A 17,976-nucleotide genomic window follows, 5' to 3' on the forward strand; every position below is an offset into this window, starting at 1 on the left:
GAGATTAATTTTTAAATAACTAGAGAATAAGCTTTTAAAATTTTTTTCGATTGGTTGTCTATAATGCTTACAAGGAATGAGTAATTATAAAAATTATGGAAGGGGGATCGTAGCAATTAGCGCTAATAAGTCTTTATAGGTTTCTTTTTGAATTCCATCAAGGCCAATTGAGGTTTATACAAACATCACTGTAGTAGATAAGAGTGCGACAGATGTTTTTCGTCTAATCGTATGCGTAAGAGAAGGTGCTTAGCATGAGTGAGTGAAGCTGTTTCGAGAATAGAGGATAAGGGGGCCAGCTTTGTATAAACAGCTGCTAATAGTTTACATAAATTGTTACTGTGTCGACATATTTGGCAGGTTTAACATCAGAGTTTGGCACTTTAACATACACGGTATGTAATTGTGCGGTGCCCTTACCTTGTCCAGTGACACCGTTGGTTAACGTGTCATAAGTGTTACCATTGTTGCCCCATACCATTCCTGAAGGGTTCGAAAGCAGTTGATAAGGGAGTCTATAGGTTTCGTTATCCGTACTTATCATAACACCTGCACCGTTTTTATCATCGTTAGATGGGGACAAACCAATATTGTAAAGAGTGCCATTGGTACAGACCATGTTAATAGCTTCGTTGTTACTGCCTATAAAGCTAGTGGTACTTGCAGGTTGACGGCCTAAGACAATGTCAGATGTCGTATTTACTTTGCAATCGTTAACGACAGTCGCTTGCACTTTAAACGGGAAGGAATTACGTTCATAAACACCTGTCTGACAGTCATATGAAGCTGGCTTGGAAAAGTAAGATTGGTATACCAGTGTCGTATGACTATCTTCAAAACTGCTACTATAGAGCCCCTTGGTAGCATAGGCGTTGTTAAAATTTGGTAATAACGAAACATTGATAACTACGTTGCCATTGACGGTTTTGTCTTTAGGAATGAGAAACGAGTCAGGTTGGTAAAAAGAGCTATTATCATTCCCCCAGAGTGTTCCGTCCGGTAGTGTCATAGTGAATGCCAGTTTAGAGCCATTCGAGTCAGTCATATAACGTGGGTTAAGAGTAGCGCTATCATAGTTGCCACCGTCAGCGCCAAGGCAAACGGAAACGTATCTATCTGATTCCGTGTTATTGGTACAGCTGTAGCTTAAAGTTCCAGTGATTTTCGCATTGTTAGCAGTAGCAGGTGTAACAGTATTGCTAATGTTGATAGTATTGCTACTCATGCTCGCTGTACAAATGAGGTCAGCATGCGCACTATTGATTGAGAACCATACTGTAAGGGTGAGCAATAGTAATCCGTAAGGCCATTGAATTGCTTTTATCATGGTTGTACCTTGTGACAGACAAAAGGACCAATAAGAGGTATCTCATCACCTTGTTTGGAATAATCGAAACTAACAGTGCAGATATCATTAGAAGGGGTGGTTATCTCTAGTACATTATGTTTATCAAGGGTGTCGAGATATACTTCTCCGTCAAAACCAATGACGGTTGCTGGTACTTCTTCATTGCTAAGCTGACGTACTTGACTGCCAAGCGGTAGCGGTTGGTCACTGCTATCTACTAATATGACAGAGGCTGAGCGTACTGGCATGATATCAAAATTGACAAAAATACCGGCGCGCTCGGTCGGCGTCGCATTTATGTTTACTTTATCAATACGCAGGTCTGCGGGCAGTTTCATAGGATCAATGCCAATCTTATTTTCTTGATAAGCATTCAGTGGTGTTACCAACAATAGACCGTGACTATTGGTCGTGCCGATGGCGCTGTTTTGTAAAGACACAGGTATATCAGCGATGCCACTCGTAGAAACTACGGCAAAGCCACTATTTATCTGTCGAGCAGCAAACAAGCCACCACCCATCGTAACCACGGCGCCTGTAGCACTTGCATAGCTTGAATAGTCACCACTGTTGCCTGCAATACCTGCTTGTATTTGACCATAGTGGCCACGGTAGTTCAGCTCAGCAACGCCACTAGTGCTATCCTTGTTGTTTTTGCCAGTATTTAGGCGGTGTCTTGCTTGTGCTCGCCAGCCAATACCTCCAGTGTTCGATGCTGGCTTTGAGAGGTCAGTTGCAAACAGAGTATCGTTATCGGTATGCTGTACACTATTACTTAGCGACATGCCACGATCCAATGATAAAGAGGCACTAACATACAGGCTGTTATTCTCAGCGCTGTTGATATCGTGATTGTAATTGGCGCTCAGGCTCAATTTACGACCAAAGGATTTCGACCAATAAGCGCTAGCAAACTGTGCCTTCTCTCGTTCTGATTGTGACACTTGATTATAGCTTATACCAAAACGACCCATAGACTCTGTACTATAACCAGTTGATATCTGCTCACTTCGACGAGCAGGAGCAGAGCCGTATTGGGTTCCGACATCGCGATAATCGCCATAAGCGCCCAAAGCACTGAGGCCAAAGTTGAAGCGGCTATTGTTCCATGAGTAGTTTGCGCTGTACTGCATACCTTTCTGACCTTGGCTCTCGCTACCTGCTAATGATACAAATAATATGCCGCCTGACTTACCTAGTAACCATGTCCCTCCTATACCCCCGTTGCTGAGATCGTTAGTCACTTCAGCATGTGTCTCTGCAGTAAAGCGATCGCTAACCCCATAACGCCATGTTCCACTGGCAGCAATATCGCTACCGTAGTCAAAAGAATGAATGCCGTAGCTTTTTCGCACCGTCCCAAGCTCTACGGACCAGTCAGAAAGACCTGACTGTAATAAACGGTGGGCATCGTATAGAGAGAAATTAAGTGTGGTGCTTTGTCCTAAAGCATCGGTCACTATCAGCTGAGCAGTACCTGCCCCACTGAAACTAGGTGCTGTATTAAGCTCAAATGGTCCTGCCGGTACGTCACCGTTATATTGTTTGAGACCATTGACATAAAGCTCTACCGCTGAGGGTAGCGTGGCTGTACCAAAAAACGACGGTAATGGTGTGGTTGACTTATAAGGTTGGAGAGAAAAATTAGTGCCAATTTGTAGGCCCCCCAATCGCGTGGAGCGAGTCCATGATAGTGCGCTCGTCAAGATATCGCCTGCACGAACTGTTATGAGTTTATCTGGAAATGACTGACTCCAACTAGTATCCAAACGCACGCTACGCCTATCCCAATCACTGTTATTATCAGTTCCACTATTTGCACTGGTTAAGGCGGTAGAGCTAAGTACACCTAGCTTATTGAATGCGCGCAGCTCGGTGTAAGCGCTTAAGCTTTTCGTGCTGTCTTGAGTTTGAGTGCCATAGATATTGTAATTGAGCAACATGCCAGAAGATGATGTAGCTTGGGGTCGTTTGTTAGTACGAGTGCTACGGACAGTAGTATCTAGATTGAGCATATCTAGAGGTGCGATAAGACTTAGTGTTTGTTGTCGAGCGTCATAATCGATATTAAGATCAGGTAAGCTATTTAGTAATATGGCTTCAGCGTTATTAGCAGGTACGACAAAACCAAGCTGCTGCAGGATATTAGTACTTGCCCACAGTTGATCGTCACGATAGTAAAAATGGGTTAAACCCGCACTAGCGCCGTTTAGGGTTACGTCTAGATACAGATCTAACCCAGCTTCATCGTCGTCAGGGTTGTAGCTATCTAAATTGAGCTGGGCAAGCTCAGTGGCGTCAATGTCTGTAGCAACATCATTGAGTTCTACGGCGTGACTGGCTGATACTGCCACGCACTGCAGGAAAACTGCTTTAGCGAATGGATGAGTCCATCGTGACATCTGGTGTCGTCTGAGTGCCATTCATCATAACCTTGAATTTACCGCCTGCCGCCAGGGCAGAGGGCGGTATTTTCAGTGTCCAGTTCATAGTTGCATCGGGTAAGATATACCCTAGCAGCCCCGGATTAATCACCGTACTATTACCTGCTGTATCTATAAAGCTCAGACTGGCCAATTGAGCACGACCATTGCCACTATTGCTGACGCGGAGTATTACCTCTTTACCATCTGGTTGCAGATGCGTACTCCACTGCAACTGTGGACTGGTCTTAGTCACCCCAACAGGCTGTACAAAGACGGGGAGTGAATAGCTGAGCGCAAATTGCAAACCTGTGGTTTGGCTGCCAGATTTATTTGGTATCTCATTGACGAATATTCGATAAGCATCTTCTACCGCGTCAGAACCTTGCGGCGGTGCCTTCGCGCGAATGATCCGGATGAGTTGTTTTTCACCCGGTTTTAGCTCAATCATGGGTGGACTGGCCAATAGTCCTCGCGAGGGGATGAGCTGATCACCCTTTTCATTCTGCAACCACTGATACACCCGCACTTGTGCGTGTACTATATTGCTACCAGAATTACTGAGCGTCAGACCACTGGCAGTCTCCCGGGCTTCTAAGCTCAAAGAGATGGGAGAGACCTGCAATCCGCTTGCTACTGCCAAACTAGGCGACAGTAGCAAGGCTGAGATAATTATAGGTCGGGCAACGCAGTGTAACCAAAAATTTAACATAATTATTAGTAAGTGATAGAAGCAGTAATAGTATCTGTATACGTATCTTCTTTGACGTCGGTGCTACCTGTTATTGTTGCGTATACGAGATGAGGAACAGCAGTAGATAAGCCTAGCCCAGTACCAGTCACATCATTACTTTCAAGATTGCCCCAAGCTGTACCCGTATCAGTAGAGTTTAACTGATAGGTGATCGTATTATCATTAACTCCAGTTCCAATCATTTTACCTTCACCAGTAGTGCTAGTTATGCCAGCTGACGCCAGTTTAATAACATAGGGAGCACCCTTAGAGCAAGTTACTAAAATACCCTCAGCAGATGCTTTATTTGAAATCGTAGTAGCCTCTGCTAGAGTGTTAGCTGCGATGGTTCCAAAAACAATATTTGCACCACTAGCGTCTACTGTACAACTAGCGTCAATTGTCGTTGTGACTTTAAAATCACTAGTATCAGCAGCATTCGCACTAGAGATAGCGGCAAATCCACCAGCAGTAAGTAGTGTAGCGGCAAGCAGCGTTTTGTTGAATTGCATGGTAAATCTCCATTGAGTATAAATCATTTAATGACGTTCTATAAAATCGCTAATATACGGATAGAAGGTATAAGCTACAGTTACCTATAAGTTTACACATAAAATGTAAACCTTTTATCGCCAATATAAACCGTTTGTCACTTTTGTTGGTGCATTGTAATACAGTCGTTACAAAATTGCACGATTAATGTTTGATTAATATTGTCTATTTATAAAGTAGGTAAAGCTAAGAGATTTTATAGTTTATAAGAGAGGTACTTATGATAGGTGATAGGAGTAGAGCAAAAGAAGTGATATATTTATGTTTTTTAAGATGTAACCTTAGTATCTTCTACTATTCCTCGAATGGTATATAAAAAAATGGTATGGGATCAGTTACAAACTAGTCATTAGTATTTTACGAATAATATGATTCAGGAGATACAATCTAAATGCAAAAGCATTCTGAACTTGTACGAATGCAGTTCTCGTTTAAGAAGAGTATGGAACGGTTTTTAAAAGGAGGGCAATAGTCTTTTAGACTCATGCATGTTGATAGCTTAGGGGAAACTATGAATTTCTATAGTCCACATTTTTACGATAATGAAAGTAGATAATTATGGTAAATCAGACAAAACGCCAGATACAACAAAGCCCCTGATATCAGGGGCTTTAGCTGTTCTATAAGATAGTATAGGACTATATAATGGTACCCGGAGCCGGACTTGAACCGGCACGCTATTGCTAGCGAGGGATTTTAAATCCCTTGTGTCTACCAATTTCACCACCCGGGCAAAACTTGTTTTATCTAAAATGTAAACTAGCTGATAGACCATCTAGTTACTAGATAAGTGGTCGCTATTATAATCGGTTGTGATAATAATGCAAGCCAAAATTAACGTAAAGTTAATAAATAATTGGAGGCTGGAGTCGGAATCGAACCGGCGTTAACGGAGTTGCAGTCCGCTGCATGACCACTCTGCCATCCAGCCAATCAAGGTCGCCTATATTAGCAAAAATATAGTAAATTACAAGTCCTTTTTTCGTTAAAAACAGCTTATTTATTATCTTGTCTATATTTAGCCCCAATTTCAGGACATTTATACTATTAATAGGCTTTTTCAAACCATCAGTAATCCAGCGTTTAATAATGATCGTTTAAAATATAATGCGCTAAACAATATCTCTATTGTCACGTTTGGCACTTTTCACATCACGATAAGTGGCCGTGCAAATTAATACGAGTACGCCAAGAGTAATGGCAGGCCAAATTAAGATATATAAGCCGTAGATAAAAACGTTGTCCATGATATCTCCTTATAGTATTGCTAAGTAAGTAACGATTAGCCAAGTACTGCTGACCAATCACTACTCGGATAAAGTGACTTTGGTTTAAGATTTAAGTGACGATGGGATTTCCGACTTTTTATCGTAATTGCCCACACGCTGCTTAATTAAGTCGAAGTCGAAGTGTTCGTCTCCCATCAGGCTGATAATCACACAGACGACGGTACTAGCGCCGTAAGCTGTTAGAGAGGCTAGCAGGACCATATATTGACGTAAGAAGCCAGTAGCGAAGATAAGCATCAACACAAGCGTAATAGCTGCGGCGACCATGCCAATCTTACGACCTAAGAACCCAAAGACCATTAGACCAATAACGACTGCTGCACCGACACTGGCCAGTATTTCAAAGAATAGGGCGGTGACACCAGTGATTGGAAGTAATTCGAAACGGGCAACGCAAAATAAGAGTAGTCCGACGATAACTGCTGAGGTAAAGGCAGTATTGGTGACGCGATTCCAAAACACACTGGCAATAACAGGAAAGACGATAGCGCCCCATAGTGCACCAACAAATACTAGCATGACGAGAATATCAAGCTTAAAGCTTGCAAAGATTAGTCCAGCTGCCGTCGCAACAATCATCGTGCCACGACCAATTAGCATCATCGTTTTAGGTTTAACATGGCCTTTTTTGGCAATGTTTTTACCGTAGACATCCGCCATCATAATGGTTGATAGCGCTGATAAATCTGAGTCAGCGGTCGAGGACAATGACCCAATCACTAAAATAAAGAATAAGGCGATAAAGACGGGATGCAGATAAGTACTGACCATTTGAGGAATGAGGTTATTCATATTGCCATCAAGTGGCTCGACGCCAATAGTCACCGCCATTAGTCCAATCATCCCAAGACCAATCACGATACCAGCGTAGCCTACTGTAGCAGTGATAAACGTCGCTTTAATCTTAGTTTTATCGATCGCAAATAGGCGCTGAGTGATGGTTTGATTACCGATAGCATATGCTAATACAGCGACGAAGTAGGGCGCACCTTGTTGAAAGAATGCCTCAGATGAGAAGAAATCCTGCTGCTCTAATGTCAGGTTTGATAGGCCGCTGACCATAACTTCAGGGCCACCCATGGCAAATAACACGGCGGGAATAATGACAATACCAATGGCCATTAGAGCGACCAATTGGGCAAAATCGGTAAAAACGGACGCTCGAAACCCTGATGTCAATGTGTAACTTAGTACACCGATACCTGCGATCATTACCCCTGTTTGGAACGATAATGGTGATAAAACTGACACCAATGCTCCAGCAGCGGTAAAGTTGACCATCAAGCTAATTAAACTGCCCATAATATTGGATATGGCTAAGATTAATTGGCTTGATGAACCGTGGCGGGCATGAATCAGTTCACCTAGCGTATGGCCGTCTGGCGCCAATTCACGAAAGCGCATACCGAAAGGGTAGATGAACAAAATCATCAATGCACCCCAAAATCCATAGTGTATCGGCCCTGATACGCCGTATTTATAGCCAGAGGTAGCAGCAGCGTAAAATGAGGCCGCCCAAATCCAAGTGGCGGTCATGCTGGCTGCACCCATACCAAAGCCAACACCGTGACCTGCGACCATAAACCCAGAAGTTGTCTCTTTATCTTTTTTGATTAATAAGGACAGTAAATAGGTGCCGCCATAAAATGCTAATAATAATAAAATAATCGTCAATGATGAAAATTGGAACAATGACTCAGTTTTCAAATTCAGACCTCGCAATTGTTAGTTGATGAATAAAGTTCAGTAAAAATGAAAGATACCAAACCATTAGGAATACAGCACAGCCTACACAGCCCTCATACCGAACGTATGTGGCTAATATAAATAGCGAAAATACCAACTGTAGTGGTAAGCAAATGCTAAGTGTCACGCCCAAATCTTAATGAGACAAATAGTGTCAAATCAAAAAGACAGGGACTACTCTCAATAGGCGTCAGTTAATGGGTAAACCATCACGCTATTAATAGGCATACACAAAGGTAGCTACGTGCTAAAGAAAACTCATGTGATGAGTGTCTATAGCGGAATTACGAATAAGCACTAAGCCATGATTACATGACCCGAACTCGATTTAGACAGCCTTGTCAGCTGTAATAAGCAATAGGTAGGAAGTCTCTACTTATCTATTGCGATTGATGTATTACTAAGCAGCATTAATAAATAAAACTACATATTTGTTAAGTACCTGTAACATATTTGCGCGGTAAGAGTAACCTATTACGTCACTAACCTCAAACATTATCCGATATTTACCAGATAATGACCGAAGATGACATATAAGTATTTATTTAAAGAGATTTAATAAGATGTTTAATAAAGCATTGAAAGATAGGGCTTTATTATGAGCGGTATCGAGTGATATATCGCTATGAGCTAAATTATAACTATGAGTAAGTAACTGAAACTTTCATTAAAAAGAAATAGATAATGAGCGATAGATGGTTGCTCTCAATGAACAAGTAGAAGTGAATTTTTATATATTATCTTGTTTGGTATAGTAAGTGACTCGGTTATTACGTAAGAATCCAGCCAATCCAAGACCATAACGCTCAGCCACGCGCACGGCTGTACTGGTAGGTGCTGACATGCCAACTAGCCATGGGATTTGACTTCGAATAGACTTTTGAACCAGTTCAATAGACAGACGCGAAGTCATAAGCACACAGCTAACGTCTGCTTTTTGGCGTAATTGCCAGCCGATGAGTTTATCAAGTGCATTATGGCGGCCTACATCCTCAAATAAATATAGCTGCTGATTATGTATCGTCGCTGCGGCATGTACCGCACCTGTCAGCTGATGTGTATGCTGCGTGGCATCCACTTGTTGACGCAGCGCCAATAGGGAGTCAAGACTTGGTGCGACCGTTTGAATGCCAGTTATACCTGTCTGTCGGTTATGTTCATGGTGTAAATGGTCTGGTGAGTAAGCGCTTAGATCAGGCAAAGCTTGTGTTAATCCAGTAATACCGCACATACCGCAGCCCGTACGCCCTGCTAGCTGACGTTTTTGTGCTTGGATACGTTGATGGCAGCGTTGGCTTAATACTAGTTCCACGACATAGATATCGTAATCTTGAAATTGTTCTAAGCTTTGCTCAATTGATACTGAATCAAGATCTTCGTCATTCGAATCTTGCGCAAACTGCTGATAGCTAGCTAGATCTGCAAGGTGAGTCACTTCCCAGTCGAGTAGCTCGTGACTGTATTGAATTAATCCTTCGCTAAATAAAAACCCAACCGCTAAATACTCTAGCTGATGTGGACTGGCCATCAACACAGCATAATGAATTCCATTAATAATGATAGAGACCGCAGCTTCGACTGCTAAGCTGGTGGTCTGAGATTCAATTTGAAGATGAGAGTCATGATTAGGATCACTACTAATTGACGGGTAATGATGTTTTTGTGCTAAGTGACTACGAGCAAGTGGTGTCTCTGACAACCTATCATCGTTAGAAAGCTCAGGTGTAACTATCTTAGTGCTAGTTGAATTATCTATCATAGTAGGGTCAATAAAAGCCTCACTTTGCTCAGCGTTATCTTCAATGGTTATCACGATTTATCATGGCCTAAAATTATGAGTGTGCTTATGGTCATCTAGAGGGAGGGCAAATGAAAATGTCATTCTCATTTACCCTTCGAAGTATGATTTACGCAGGCGTCGCGATCGACGCATTTGCCTCTACGCGCTCTAAAACGACGGTCGTCGATTTGTACGCTGGGATATGAGAGTCTGGCGCATGTGTCTCCAAATCAAAGAGGTCATTGCATTCAGGATAGTAAGCGGCAACAGCGTTAGAGGCAATATCCATCTCGCTCAATACCAATGGGCCTAATATGCGTGGCTGTTCTAGACTATCTTTGGCACGCTGGCGAGTGACCATAACACGGTCACCTTTTTGCCAACCTAAACGGCTTATCTCATCTGGATGCATGAATAGCACATCACGGCGATCCGTTTGACGATAGCGGTCTTTAAACCCAAAAATCATAGTGTTGAATTGATCGTGGCTACGGACACTGGTCAATTGCCAAACCTTTTGTGCTGTATCCGCATGGTTATCGGTATCGTTTGCAGCTGCCATTTGTGCAGCGACAAAAGTAATCGGATATTGTGGCACTTCAAACTGAGCTTTGCCGCTTTCGGTATTCCATACACGATGACGCGCCGCATGATACAAATGAAAGCCACGCTCAGAGGTACGTATACGCTGATTAAAGTCTTCAAATCCATTAATCGCTTGAGCGATATAGTCTCGAATAATATCGAAATCTTCACTCATCGCAAGCCAAGGAATAGACGAGCCGGCATCGAGTACATAAGTCGCTATATCTGCCACGATTTGCGCTTCAGATTTTAAAGTATCACTAACAGGTTTTAGCTTGCCTTGAGTGGGTACAATCTGACACATAGAGTCTTCGATAGTGGCAAACTGCTCACCCTTTGTTGTGACAATACGTTCGGTACGGCCTAAGCAAGGTAGGATCAAATTGTTTGCACCGGGGTATAGCATGGTCTCATTGAGCTTAGTACCGACAAATATATTAAGCTGAGTAGTGGTTAAAGCTTGCTCAATAGCACTGGTATCAGGGGCAGCCACTGCATAGTTACCACCCATGCCCATAAAGACTTTCAATTTACCTGCGATAAGAGCCTTGGCACCTGTGACGACATCGTAGCCATGCTCTTGCGGCATAGGGTGCTCAAACACGTGCTCTAAACTGTCTAGTAAGCTTTTGTTAGGACGCTCATGGATACCCATGGTGCGATCGCCCTGTACGTTGGAGTGCCCACGTACTGGAGAGGCACCAGCGCCATCAATACCGATCATGCCCATCAGCAGGAGCAAGTTGGTAATCATCGCGACATTATCATCACCCTGTACGTGCTGAGTAATGCCCATGCCCCAAGTGCAAATCGTTGCTGGACTATCAGCCACGAGCTCAGCGAGATTAATAATATCTGTCTGAGAAATACCGCAGCCAAGTGTGATATCTGTCCATGATTGCTCTGTTAGCCACTGTTTTAGAGGTTCAAAGCCTGAAGTATGAGTGGTAATAAAATCATGATTTATTTTATCGTTTTCAATTAACCACTTGGCAATGCCCGTCAATAGCGCTGCATCACCGCCGATTTGAATTTGAATAACATCATCGACCATGTCAGCACTTTGACCAGCTGCCATGTGCGTTGGTTTTTGTGGATTCCTAAATTTACTCAGGCCTTGCTCACGCATCGGGTTAATTGAGATGATTCGACAGCCTTGCTCATGCGCATGGGCGAGCATCTCTAACATACGTGGATGGTTAGTCGCTGGGTTTTGCCCAAACATCAATATCAGCTTGGCCTGCTCGAAATCTTCTAGCATCACTGTCGCTTTACCAATACCTAGCTGTCTGCTTAGCATTACTGAGGTTGGCTCGTGACACATATTTGAGCAATCAGGCAAATTATTGGTACCAAAGCAGCGTACAAATAACTGAAATAAAAAGGCAGGCTCATTGGTCACGCGGCCTGACGTATAAAATAGCGCCTCATCAGGTGAATTTAGCTGTCCTAACTGTTCAGCGATTATGCTATAAGCAGCTTCCCAAGGAATAGGAACATAGCGATCTTGCGCCGCATCGTAATACATCGGCTCTGATAAACGGCCACTATGTTCAAGCTCGTAACCAGTCCATCCCTGTAGCTCAGTAACGGTATGTCTTGCAAAAAACTCGGCATCTGCTTTATGGGTCATAGTCTCACTGGCAATGACTTTAATGCCGTTCTCGCAGACATCGATGGCTTTGTGTGACTTATGATCAGGCCAAGCACAGCCTGGGCAGTCAAATCCGCCTTGCGGCTGATTGCTTTTAAATACACTTATACCGCCGCGCAAAAATGTCTTATAGTCCATTAGCTTTTGGGTAGATGAGATCAGCGCAGGCCAACCAGCAGCAGGGTGGGAGTAAATAGGAATTTTGCGCATGACAGACCTCATAGATAGATGACAATAGCGAAGCTTTGATAGACGACAACTATATAATGGTCAGTGAAAAGTTCATATGATCATTAACTATAGATAACAAAAAACCTCCAAGAAAAATCAATTCTCTTGAAGGTCTTAGAAGTTATCAAAGATGGTTCTATCTGACAAATACTACTTTATCAGCTCAGAAAAACTTAGCTCAAAATCAAACTGTCATCTTCAACTTTTTCGCCACGTGTTTGCTCGAACATATCGAGTAGATCATGTACGGTCATACCTTTACGAATGTCACCAGCCACATCCAACACGACTTGACCTTGGTGCAGCATAACGGTGCGTGTGCCATGTGCCAATGCTTGTTGCATTGAGTGGGTGACCATCATCGTGGTCAGTTTATTATCCGTGACAATCTTATCAGTCAATTCTAAGACAAACGCCGCAGTCTTAGGATCGAGAGCTGCAGTATGCTCATCAAGTAGCAAGATTTTAGAGGGCTGCAATGATGCCATTAGCAAACTTACTGCTTGGCGTTGACCACCAGAGAGTAAACCCATACGATCGGTTAGACGATTTTCTAAACCTAATTTTAAAACGGATAGTTTTTCTCGAAACAAATCGCGGTTGTTCTGGTTCAATGCAAATTTCAGACCGCGATTACCGCCACGTTTGTAGGCCAAAGCCATATTTTCTTCAATCGTTAGCGCTTCACAAGTGCCCGCCATCGGATCCTGAAAGACACGAGCAACCCAATGCGCACGTTGATGAGCAGACTTTTTGGTCACATCAATGCCATTTAGCAAGATTGAGCCACTATCGATGCGCGTCGTACCGCTTACTGCGTTCAAAAAAGTAGATTTACCTGCGCCATTGGTACCGATGACAGTGACAAATTCACCATCAGCAATGTTTAAGCTGATACCACGTAGGGCAGGGTTTTCGATAGGCGTGCCTGGGTTAAAGGTCAACCGTAAATCAGTGGCTTGCATCATAATCGTTATTCCTTATTGTCTCTTCAAGCGTCGCAAGTATTAAAAATACCTGCTTTGACTGTCATTAGGCGCGAACCTTGCGTGATAAAAACTTAGTTTTCGCTTTTGGCAATACCAAGGCTAGTACCACGAGCAATGCGGTAATCAAGTTCAAATCCTGTGGACCAAAGCCGATACTACGTAGCGTATCGCTTGATAGTGCAACCTGAATAAACAGTTTGTACAATACCGCGCCGACAACAACGGCAAAGGTAATCAGCCAAATACGCTTGGCAGGAATGATTGTCTCACCGATGATGACTGCTGCTAGACCAATGACGATCGTACCGATACCAATTGAGATATCTGCGCCACCCTGAGTCTGAACAAACAGCGCACCTGCTAGGGCAATCAAACCGTTAGAAATCGCCATACCGATGATGGTCATCCACGAAGTATTGATACCTTGCGCCTGTGCCATTCTTAGGTTTGAGCCAGTAGCACGCATCGACAGACCTGTCTCAGTGCTATAGAACCAGTTCAAAAATAACATGGCAGCTGCGACAACGACACCAATAATCAGGCAGCGCATCCAATAACCATTACCATCGGTCACCAAGGTGCTAAACACTGTGGTTTCACCAAGCAGGGGTAGGTTTGGCGCGCCCATAATACGTAGGTTGACAGAATATAAGGCAACCATGACCAAGATACTGGCAAGCAGTTGCAAGATGCCAAGTTTGACATGCAACCATGCCGTGACGATACCAGCGACTGAACCTGCTAACATCCCAAAAGCACAGGCCAACCATGGGTTGATACCAGCGATGATAGAAATACCAGCGACTGCGCCACCTAACGGAAAACTACCGTCAGCGGTCAAATCAGGGAAGTCGAGCGTACGAAATGAGATAAGCACACCGAGTGCTACTAGGCCATAAATCAGACCACTTTCAAGCGCACCAAAAAAAGCAATTAAAGACATAAGAGATCAGTAAGTCATAACCAAGTGTCTAGCGTATGGTACCAAGATAAGTAAATGGCAATTGCCAAAATCATCTACCTGCTAAACAGCTAAGCGGTGAATTTAACAGATTAAGCAATCTGCGGTTAGGGTAAACCAAAACATATCACGATTAACAGCGATCATAAGCTACCTTGGTTTGAAGCGATGGTTCAAGGCACTGCAATGCAATCAATAGACCTATCCTCTACTTAACAAGTATCAGATAAATTGGCAGACAAATACAGCACTATTAAACACACTTGCAAAAAAGACTCTGTTTAGACAAGAAGCCCAGCCTAATGACTCATAGCTGGGTTTCTTATTCAATCATTAGCCGTATATTTAAGGTATGCAACACAGTATTAAGTAGTGTCGCTTTCCTATTTATACCTGCTATTGTGAGCCAAATACAAAGGTGCGTTATTCTACCACTTCTTTAGCTTTATCGATAACCGCTTGTGGCAAGGTGATGCCTTCTTCTTTAGCGTGTTTTGGACTGACGTATAGATCAAGCGCTTGTGGAGTGTAAACAGGGATAGCACCTGCTTTTTCACCGTTTAAGATACGTACGACAATTTTACCAGTTTCACGGCCAAGCTCATAGTAGTTCACGCCTAGAGCAGCAACGGCACCGCGCTCAACTGAGCTGGTGTCTGAGGCAATTAAAGGAATCTTACTTTGTTTAGCGATTTGATAAAGTGACTCGTATGCTGATACTACGTTGTTGTCAGTTGAAGTATAGATCATATCGACCTTACCTTCGAGACTACGCGCTGCCATTGCAATGTCATTACTACGCTGTGCAGGTGCTTCAAGTACATTGATACCGAGCGGCGTTAGCTTCTCTTTTAGATTTTTTAAGATAATCGTTGAGTTGACTTCACCTGGGCTATAGACATAACCGACGTTCTTTAATGATGGAATGATTTGACGCATCAAATCAATTTGTGGTTCATACGGTAGGGCATCTGATGCGCCTGTAACGTTGGTGCCTGAGCCATCTAGCTTAGGTACCAGTTTTGCGGCTACTGGATCAGTAACTGCTGAGAATACCAATGGAATGCTGCTAGTAGAAGCGGCAACAGACTGCGCAGACGGTGTTGCGATAGCGACGATAACATCTGGCGCATCAGCGACAAATTGCTTGGCAATCTGACCAGCAGTAGCAGTGTTTCCTTGCGCGCTTTGGAAGTTAACGGTTAAGTTTTCACCGTCCTTGAAGCCTGCTTCGTTTAGCTCGTCGATGACGCCTTTACGTACATCATCAAGCGCCGGATGTTCGACGATAGCGGTAATAGCAACGGTCTTCATAGCTGTCGCTGCATCACCAGTAGCGGCAGCATCAGTGGAGCCATCATCTTGCGCTGATTGGTTACAACCAGTCAAGATAGCCGTACATACACCGCCTAATAATAAAGCCTTACCGAAATTAAAACGACCAAAACGATTTTGAGACAACATGGGTCTTACTCCTAAAATAATAGTGTGTCCGTACACTATATAAATAATTGACGAGCTAATAGATAGCTTACTACTTTTTATTTGGTTTCGGCATCAATATCAACATTGATAGCGTTTTTTAGTAACTCTGCTGGCAAGCTGACACCTTGTGTTTTGGCGTGCTTAGGACTGACATATAAGGTCAGATCATTCATGACTTCAGGTTTGATAGTATTGACCGCTTCGCCATTTAACACGCGATATACCATTTTGCCAGTAGTACGACCAAAGTCATAGTCATTAACACCAAGCGCAGCAGTCGCGCCGCGTTTTACACTGAACTCATCAGACGCGATAATCGGTAACTTTAGCTCATTTGCTGCTTGAGTCATGGCCTCAAAGGCAGAAGCAACATTGTTGTCAAATGAGGTATAGATTATATCTGCGCGTCCTTGCAAGCTGCGCGTCGCCATACCGATATCCGTTGGACGATTGGCAGGAATGTCTAATAGTGACAGACCTCGTGCTGGCAGAGCTTGTTTTAGATTTTCACGTAATGATACTGAGTTTGCCTCACCTGGGCTATAGACATAACCAATGGTCTTTAAGTCGGGTTTTATCTGCTGTAACAAATCCAACTGCGGCTCTAGCGGTAGCTGACTCGATAATCCCGTCAAGTTGCTTTGAAAAGGCTTGCCATCTGCCGTGATGAGTTTGGCACCTAGCGGATCTGACACAGCAGTGTAGATAATAGGGATAGTGGTGGTGGCGGCTACCACTGACTGCGCAGAAGGCGTTGAGATTGCTACGATCGCATCAGGATTGTCTCCTGCAAATTGCTTGGCAATCTGTCCTGCAGTCGCTGTGTTTCCTTGCGCACTTTGAAAGTTAACAGTTAGGTTTTGACCTTCGACATAGCCGTTATCTGCCAACTCATCAATAATACCACGGCGCATATCATCTAATGATGGATGCTCAACGATTTGAGTAATGGCAATAGATTTGGCAGGTTTGTCTGTAGCCGTGCTATTTTCAGCAGTCGCTGCGTTCTCGGTAGAGGAGTTTGAGCAGCCGATTAGTCCAAGTGTGCTAATGGCACTAAGAGCAACGCCATATAGGCTTAAGCGTAGAGTAGAAGCGATAGTCATTATTAGGTTAACTCATAGGTTATATCAATTGCAAAAACCAAATGGATACCGCCAGACTGACTGAGCCTACTAATTTATATAGTAGTAATTTTGCTCATCTGTTTGGTGTACTTTGGTTTTTTGCCATGATATTGAAGAATGCAGATTAGCCAAGTCAATGCTATGTTGATGCTGAGATAGCAGGCTAACAATTAAATACAGTAATCGTTCCATCGATTATTATGTTCATATTATGACAGTAATGTAAGTTATCGCAATAAGAAATTAATGTGTAGCGGTCATGGTGATGGATAATAAAAAAATCATCACTTCTTTTTATCTTATCAAGACGCGTGATGCATTGAAGCTCTTATGTATATCTAAATATAAAGAATGCCACTAGGGTACTTTTGTTTGCTCAAACCATATGCAAAAGGCTTACATCCTAGCAACGCATCTATTACGTACTCACTTCATAATTAACGTAAGCTAATTTTCATACGAGAAACATGATGGGTCTAAGGATAATCCAGTCATTTTGGTGACATTGTGCTGCCATAATGGATGTGAAATAGACGCTATTATTTATCTAATTTTTTTATTTATCTAAATTTTTCGAATGACTATTTTAAGGATAATATTATGAACACTGCTAATCTTAAATTATTAACCATCGCTGGTATCACAGCAACTTCTTTGATTGGATTGCCTGCTATGGCAAAAGATGGTCATGGAAACGGGCACGGTAATGGACATGGTAATAGCAAAGGTAACTCTGCCCATGTCAGTAAAAACTATAAGCATAATGGCAACGCCCACCCAAGTATTAACGCTTATCGCAATGCCAGCCCGAATGCTTCGTTCAAGCGTGATCTTGATAGATACGGTTATAGAGTAGTCGGCAAGATTGATAGAAGGGATTATGACCGTTCTGTCGTTTTAGACCGTTATGATGACCGTTACGTTCGTATTCGTACGCCAGAGAATAATATTGTGACGGTGATCAATGATACATTGCAGATTATCGATATTTTGAGTAGATAAGTATTTTGAGCAGATAAATATAAGGCTTGGTTTTTAGTCATTTGCTAAATCAACCATAAAAAAAGATGCCC

General features: G+C 43.0%; 13 protein-coding genes and 2 tRNA genes. 1 reads left to right on the forward strand and 14 read right to left on the reverse strand.

The window, feature by feature from the left end:
- Positions 1-316 precede the first annotated feature (316 nt).
- The 14 genes from DXK30_RS05700 to DXK30_RS05760 form a co-directional block, all read right to left on the reverse strand.
- Entirely contained in the window at positions 317-1,327 is a 1,011-nt protein-coding gene (locus DXK30_RS05700; RefSeq protein WP_227670674.1) for a Csu type fimbrial protein, read from the reverse strand.
- Positions 1,324-3,750, reverse strand: a complete 2,427-nt coding sequence (locus DXK30_RS05705) for a fimbria/pilus outer membrane usher protein (protein ID WP_227670677.1) — start codon at positions 3,748-3,750, stop codon at positions 1,324-1,326. The genes DXK30_RS05700 and DXK30_RS05705 overlap by 4 nt, the downstream gene beginning before the upstream one ends.
- Complete coding sequence (locus DXK30_RS05710) at positions 3,722-4,483, reverse strand: fimbrial biogenesis chaperone (RefSeq protein WP_114700874.1); 762 nt, start codon at positions 4,481-4,483, stop codon at positions 3,722-3,724. The genes DXK30_RS05705 and DXK30_RS05710 overlap by 29 nt, the downstream gene beginning before the upstream one ends.
- 5 nt (positions 4,484-4,488) lie before the next feature.
- Positions 4,489-5,016 carry a spore coat protein U domain-containing protein gene (locus tag DXK30_RS05715; protein WP_162799514.1) on the reverse strand — a complete coding sequence of 176 codons (528 nt, stop codon included), beginning with the start codon at positions 5,014-5,016 and terminating at the stop codon, positions 4,489-4,491.
- 686 nt (positions 5,017-5,702) lie between these two features.
- Positions 5,703-5,789: transfer RNA gene (locus DXK30_RS05720), tRNA-Leu, on the reverse strand.
- A gap of 124 nt (positions 5,790-5,913) precedes the next feature.
- Positions 5,914-5,987, reverse strand: a tRNA-Cys gene (locus DXK30_RS05725).
- 181 nt (positions 5,988-6,168) lie between these two features.
- Positions 6,169-6,303 carry a putative transporter small subunit gene (locus DXK30_RS12835; protein WP_211181310.1) on the reverse strand — a complete coding sequence of 45 codons (135 nt, stop codon included), beginning with the start codon at positions 6,301-6,303 and terminating at the stop codon, positions 6,169-6,171.
- Between the two features lie 84 nt (positions 6,304-6,387).
- Positions 6,388-8,037 carry a sodium:solute symporter family protein gene (locus DXK30_RS05730; protein WP_313777858.1) on the reverse strand — a complete coding sequence of 550 codons (1,650 nt, stop codon included), beginning with the start codon at positions 8,035-8,037 and terminating at the stop codon, positions 6,388-6,390.
- A 784-nt stretch (positions 8,038-8,821) separates the two neighbouring features.
- Positions 8,822-9,904, reverse strand: coding sequence for a formate dehydrogenase accessory sulfurtransferase FdhD (locus DXK30_RS05735; RefSeq protein WP_227670680.1), 1,083 nt, complete (start codon positions 9,902-9,904; stop codon positions 8,822-8,824).
- A gap of 94 nt (positions 9,905-9,998) precedes the next feature.
- Positions 9,999-12,320, reverse strand: coding sequence for an FdhF/YdeP family oxidoreductase (locus DXK30_RS05740; RefSeq protein WP_114700877.1), 2,322 nt, complete (start codon positions 12,318-12,320; stop codon positions 9,999-10,001).
- A gap of 194 nt (positions 12,321-12,514) precedes the next feature.
- Positions 12,515-13,309 (reverse strand): ABC transporter ATP-binding protein, encoded by a 795-nt coding sequence (locus tag DXK30_RS05745; protein WP_114700878.1) that lies wholly within the window; start codon positions 13,307-13,309, stop codon positions 12,515-12,517.
- A gap of 64 nt (positions 13,310-13,373) precedes the next feature.
- On the reverse strand, positions 13,374-14,273 hold the full coding sequence (locus tag DXK30_RS05750) for an ABC transporter permease (RefSeq protein ID WP_101204314.1): 900 nt from the start codon (positions 14,271-14,273) through the stop codon (positions 13,374-13,376).
- Between the two features lie 441 nt (positions 14,274-14,714).
- A complete protein-coding gene (locus DXK30_RS05755; protein ID WP_114700879.1) occupies positions 14,715-15,755 on the reverse strand; it encodes an ABC transporter substrate-binding protein in 1,041 nt (346 codons plus the stop codon).
- Positions 15,756-15,832: 77 nt separating this feature from the next.
- Complete coding sequence (locus DXK30_RS05760; protein WP_114700880.1) at positions 15,833-16,882, reverse strand: ABC transporter substrate-binding protein; 1,050 nt, start codon at positions 16,880-16,882, stop codon at positions 15,833-15,835.
- Between the two features lie 621 nt (positions 16,883-17,503).
- Here DXK30_RS05760 and DXK30_RS05765 point away from each other — a divergent pair.
- Positions 17,504-17,905: a hypothetical protein gene (locus DXK30_RS05765; RefSeq protein WP_102094938.1), complete on the forward strand. Its 402-nt coding sequence runs from the start codon at positions 17,504-17,506 to the stop codon at positions 17,903-17,905.
- Positions 17,906-17,976: the final 71 nt, after the last annotated feature.

It is taken from the genome of Psychrobacter proteolyticus, from assembly GCF_003350005.1.
Taxonomy (GTDB): domain Bacteria; phylum Pseudomonadota; class Gammaproteobacteria; order Pseudomonadales; family Moraxellaceae; genus Psychrobacter; species Psychrobacter proteolyticus.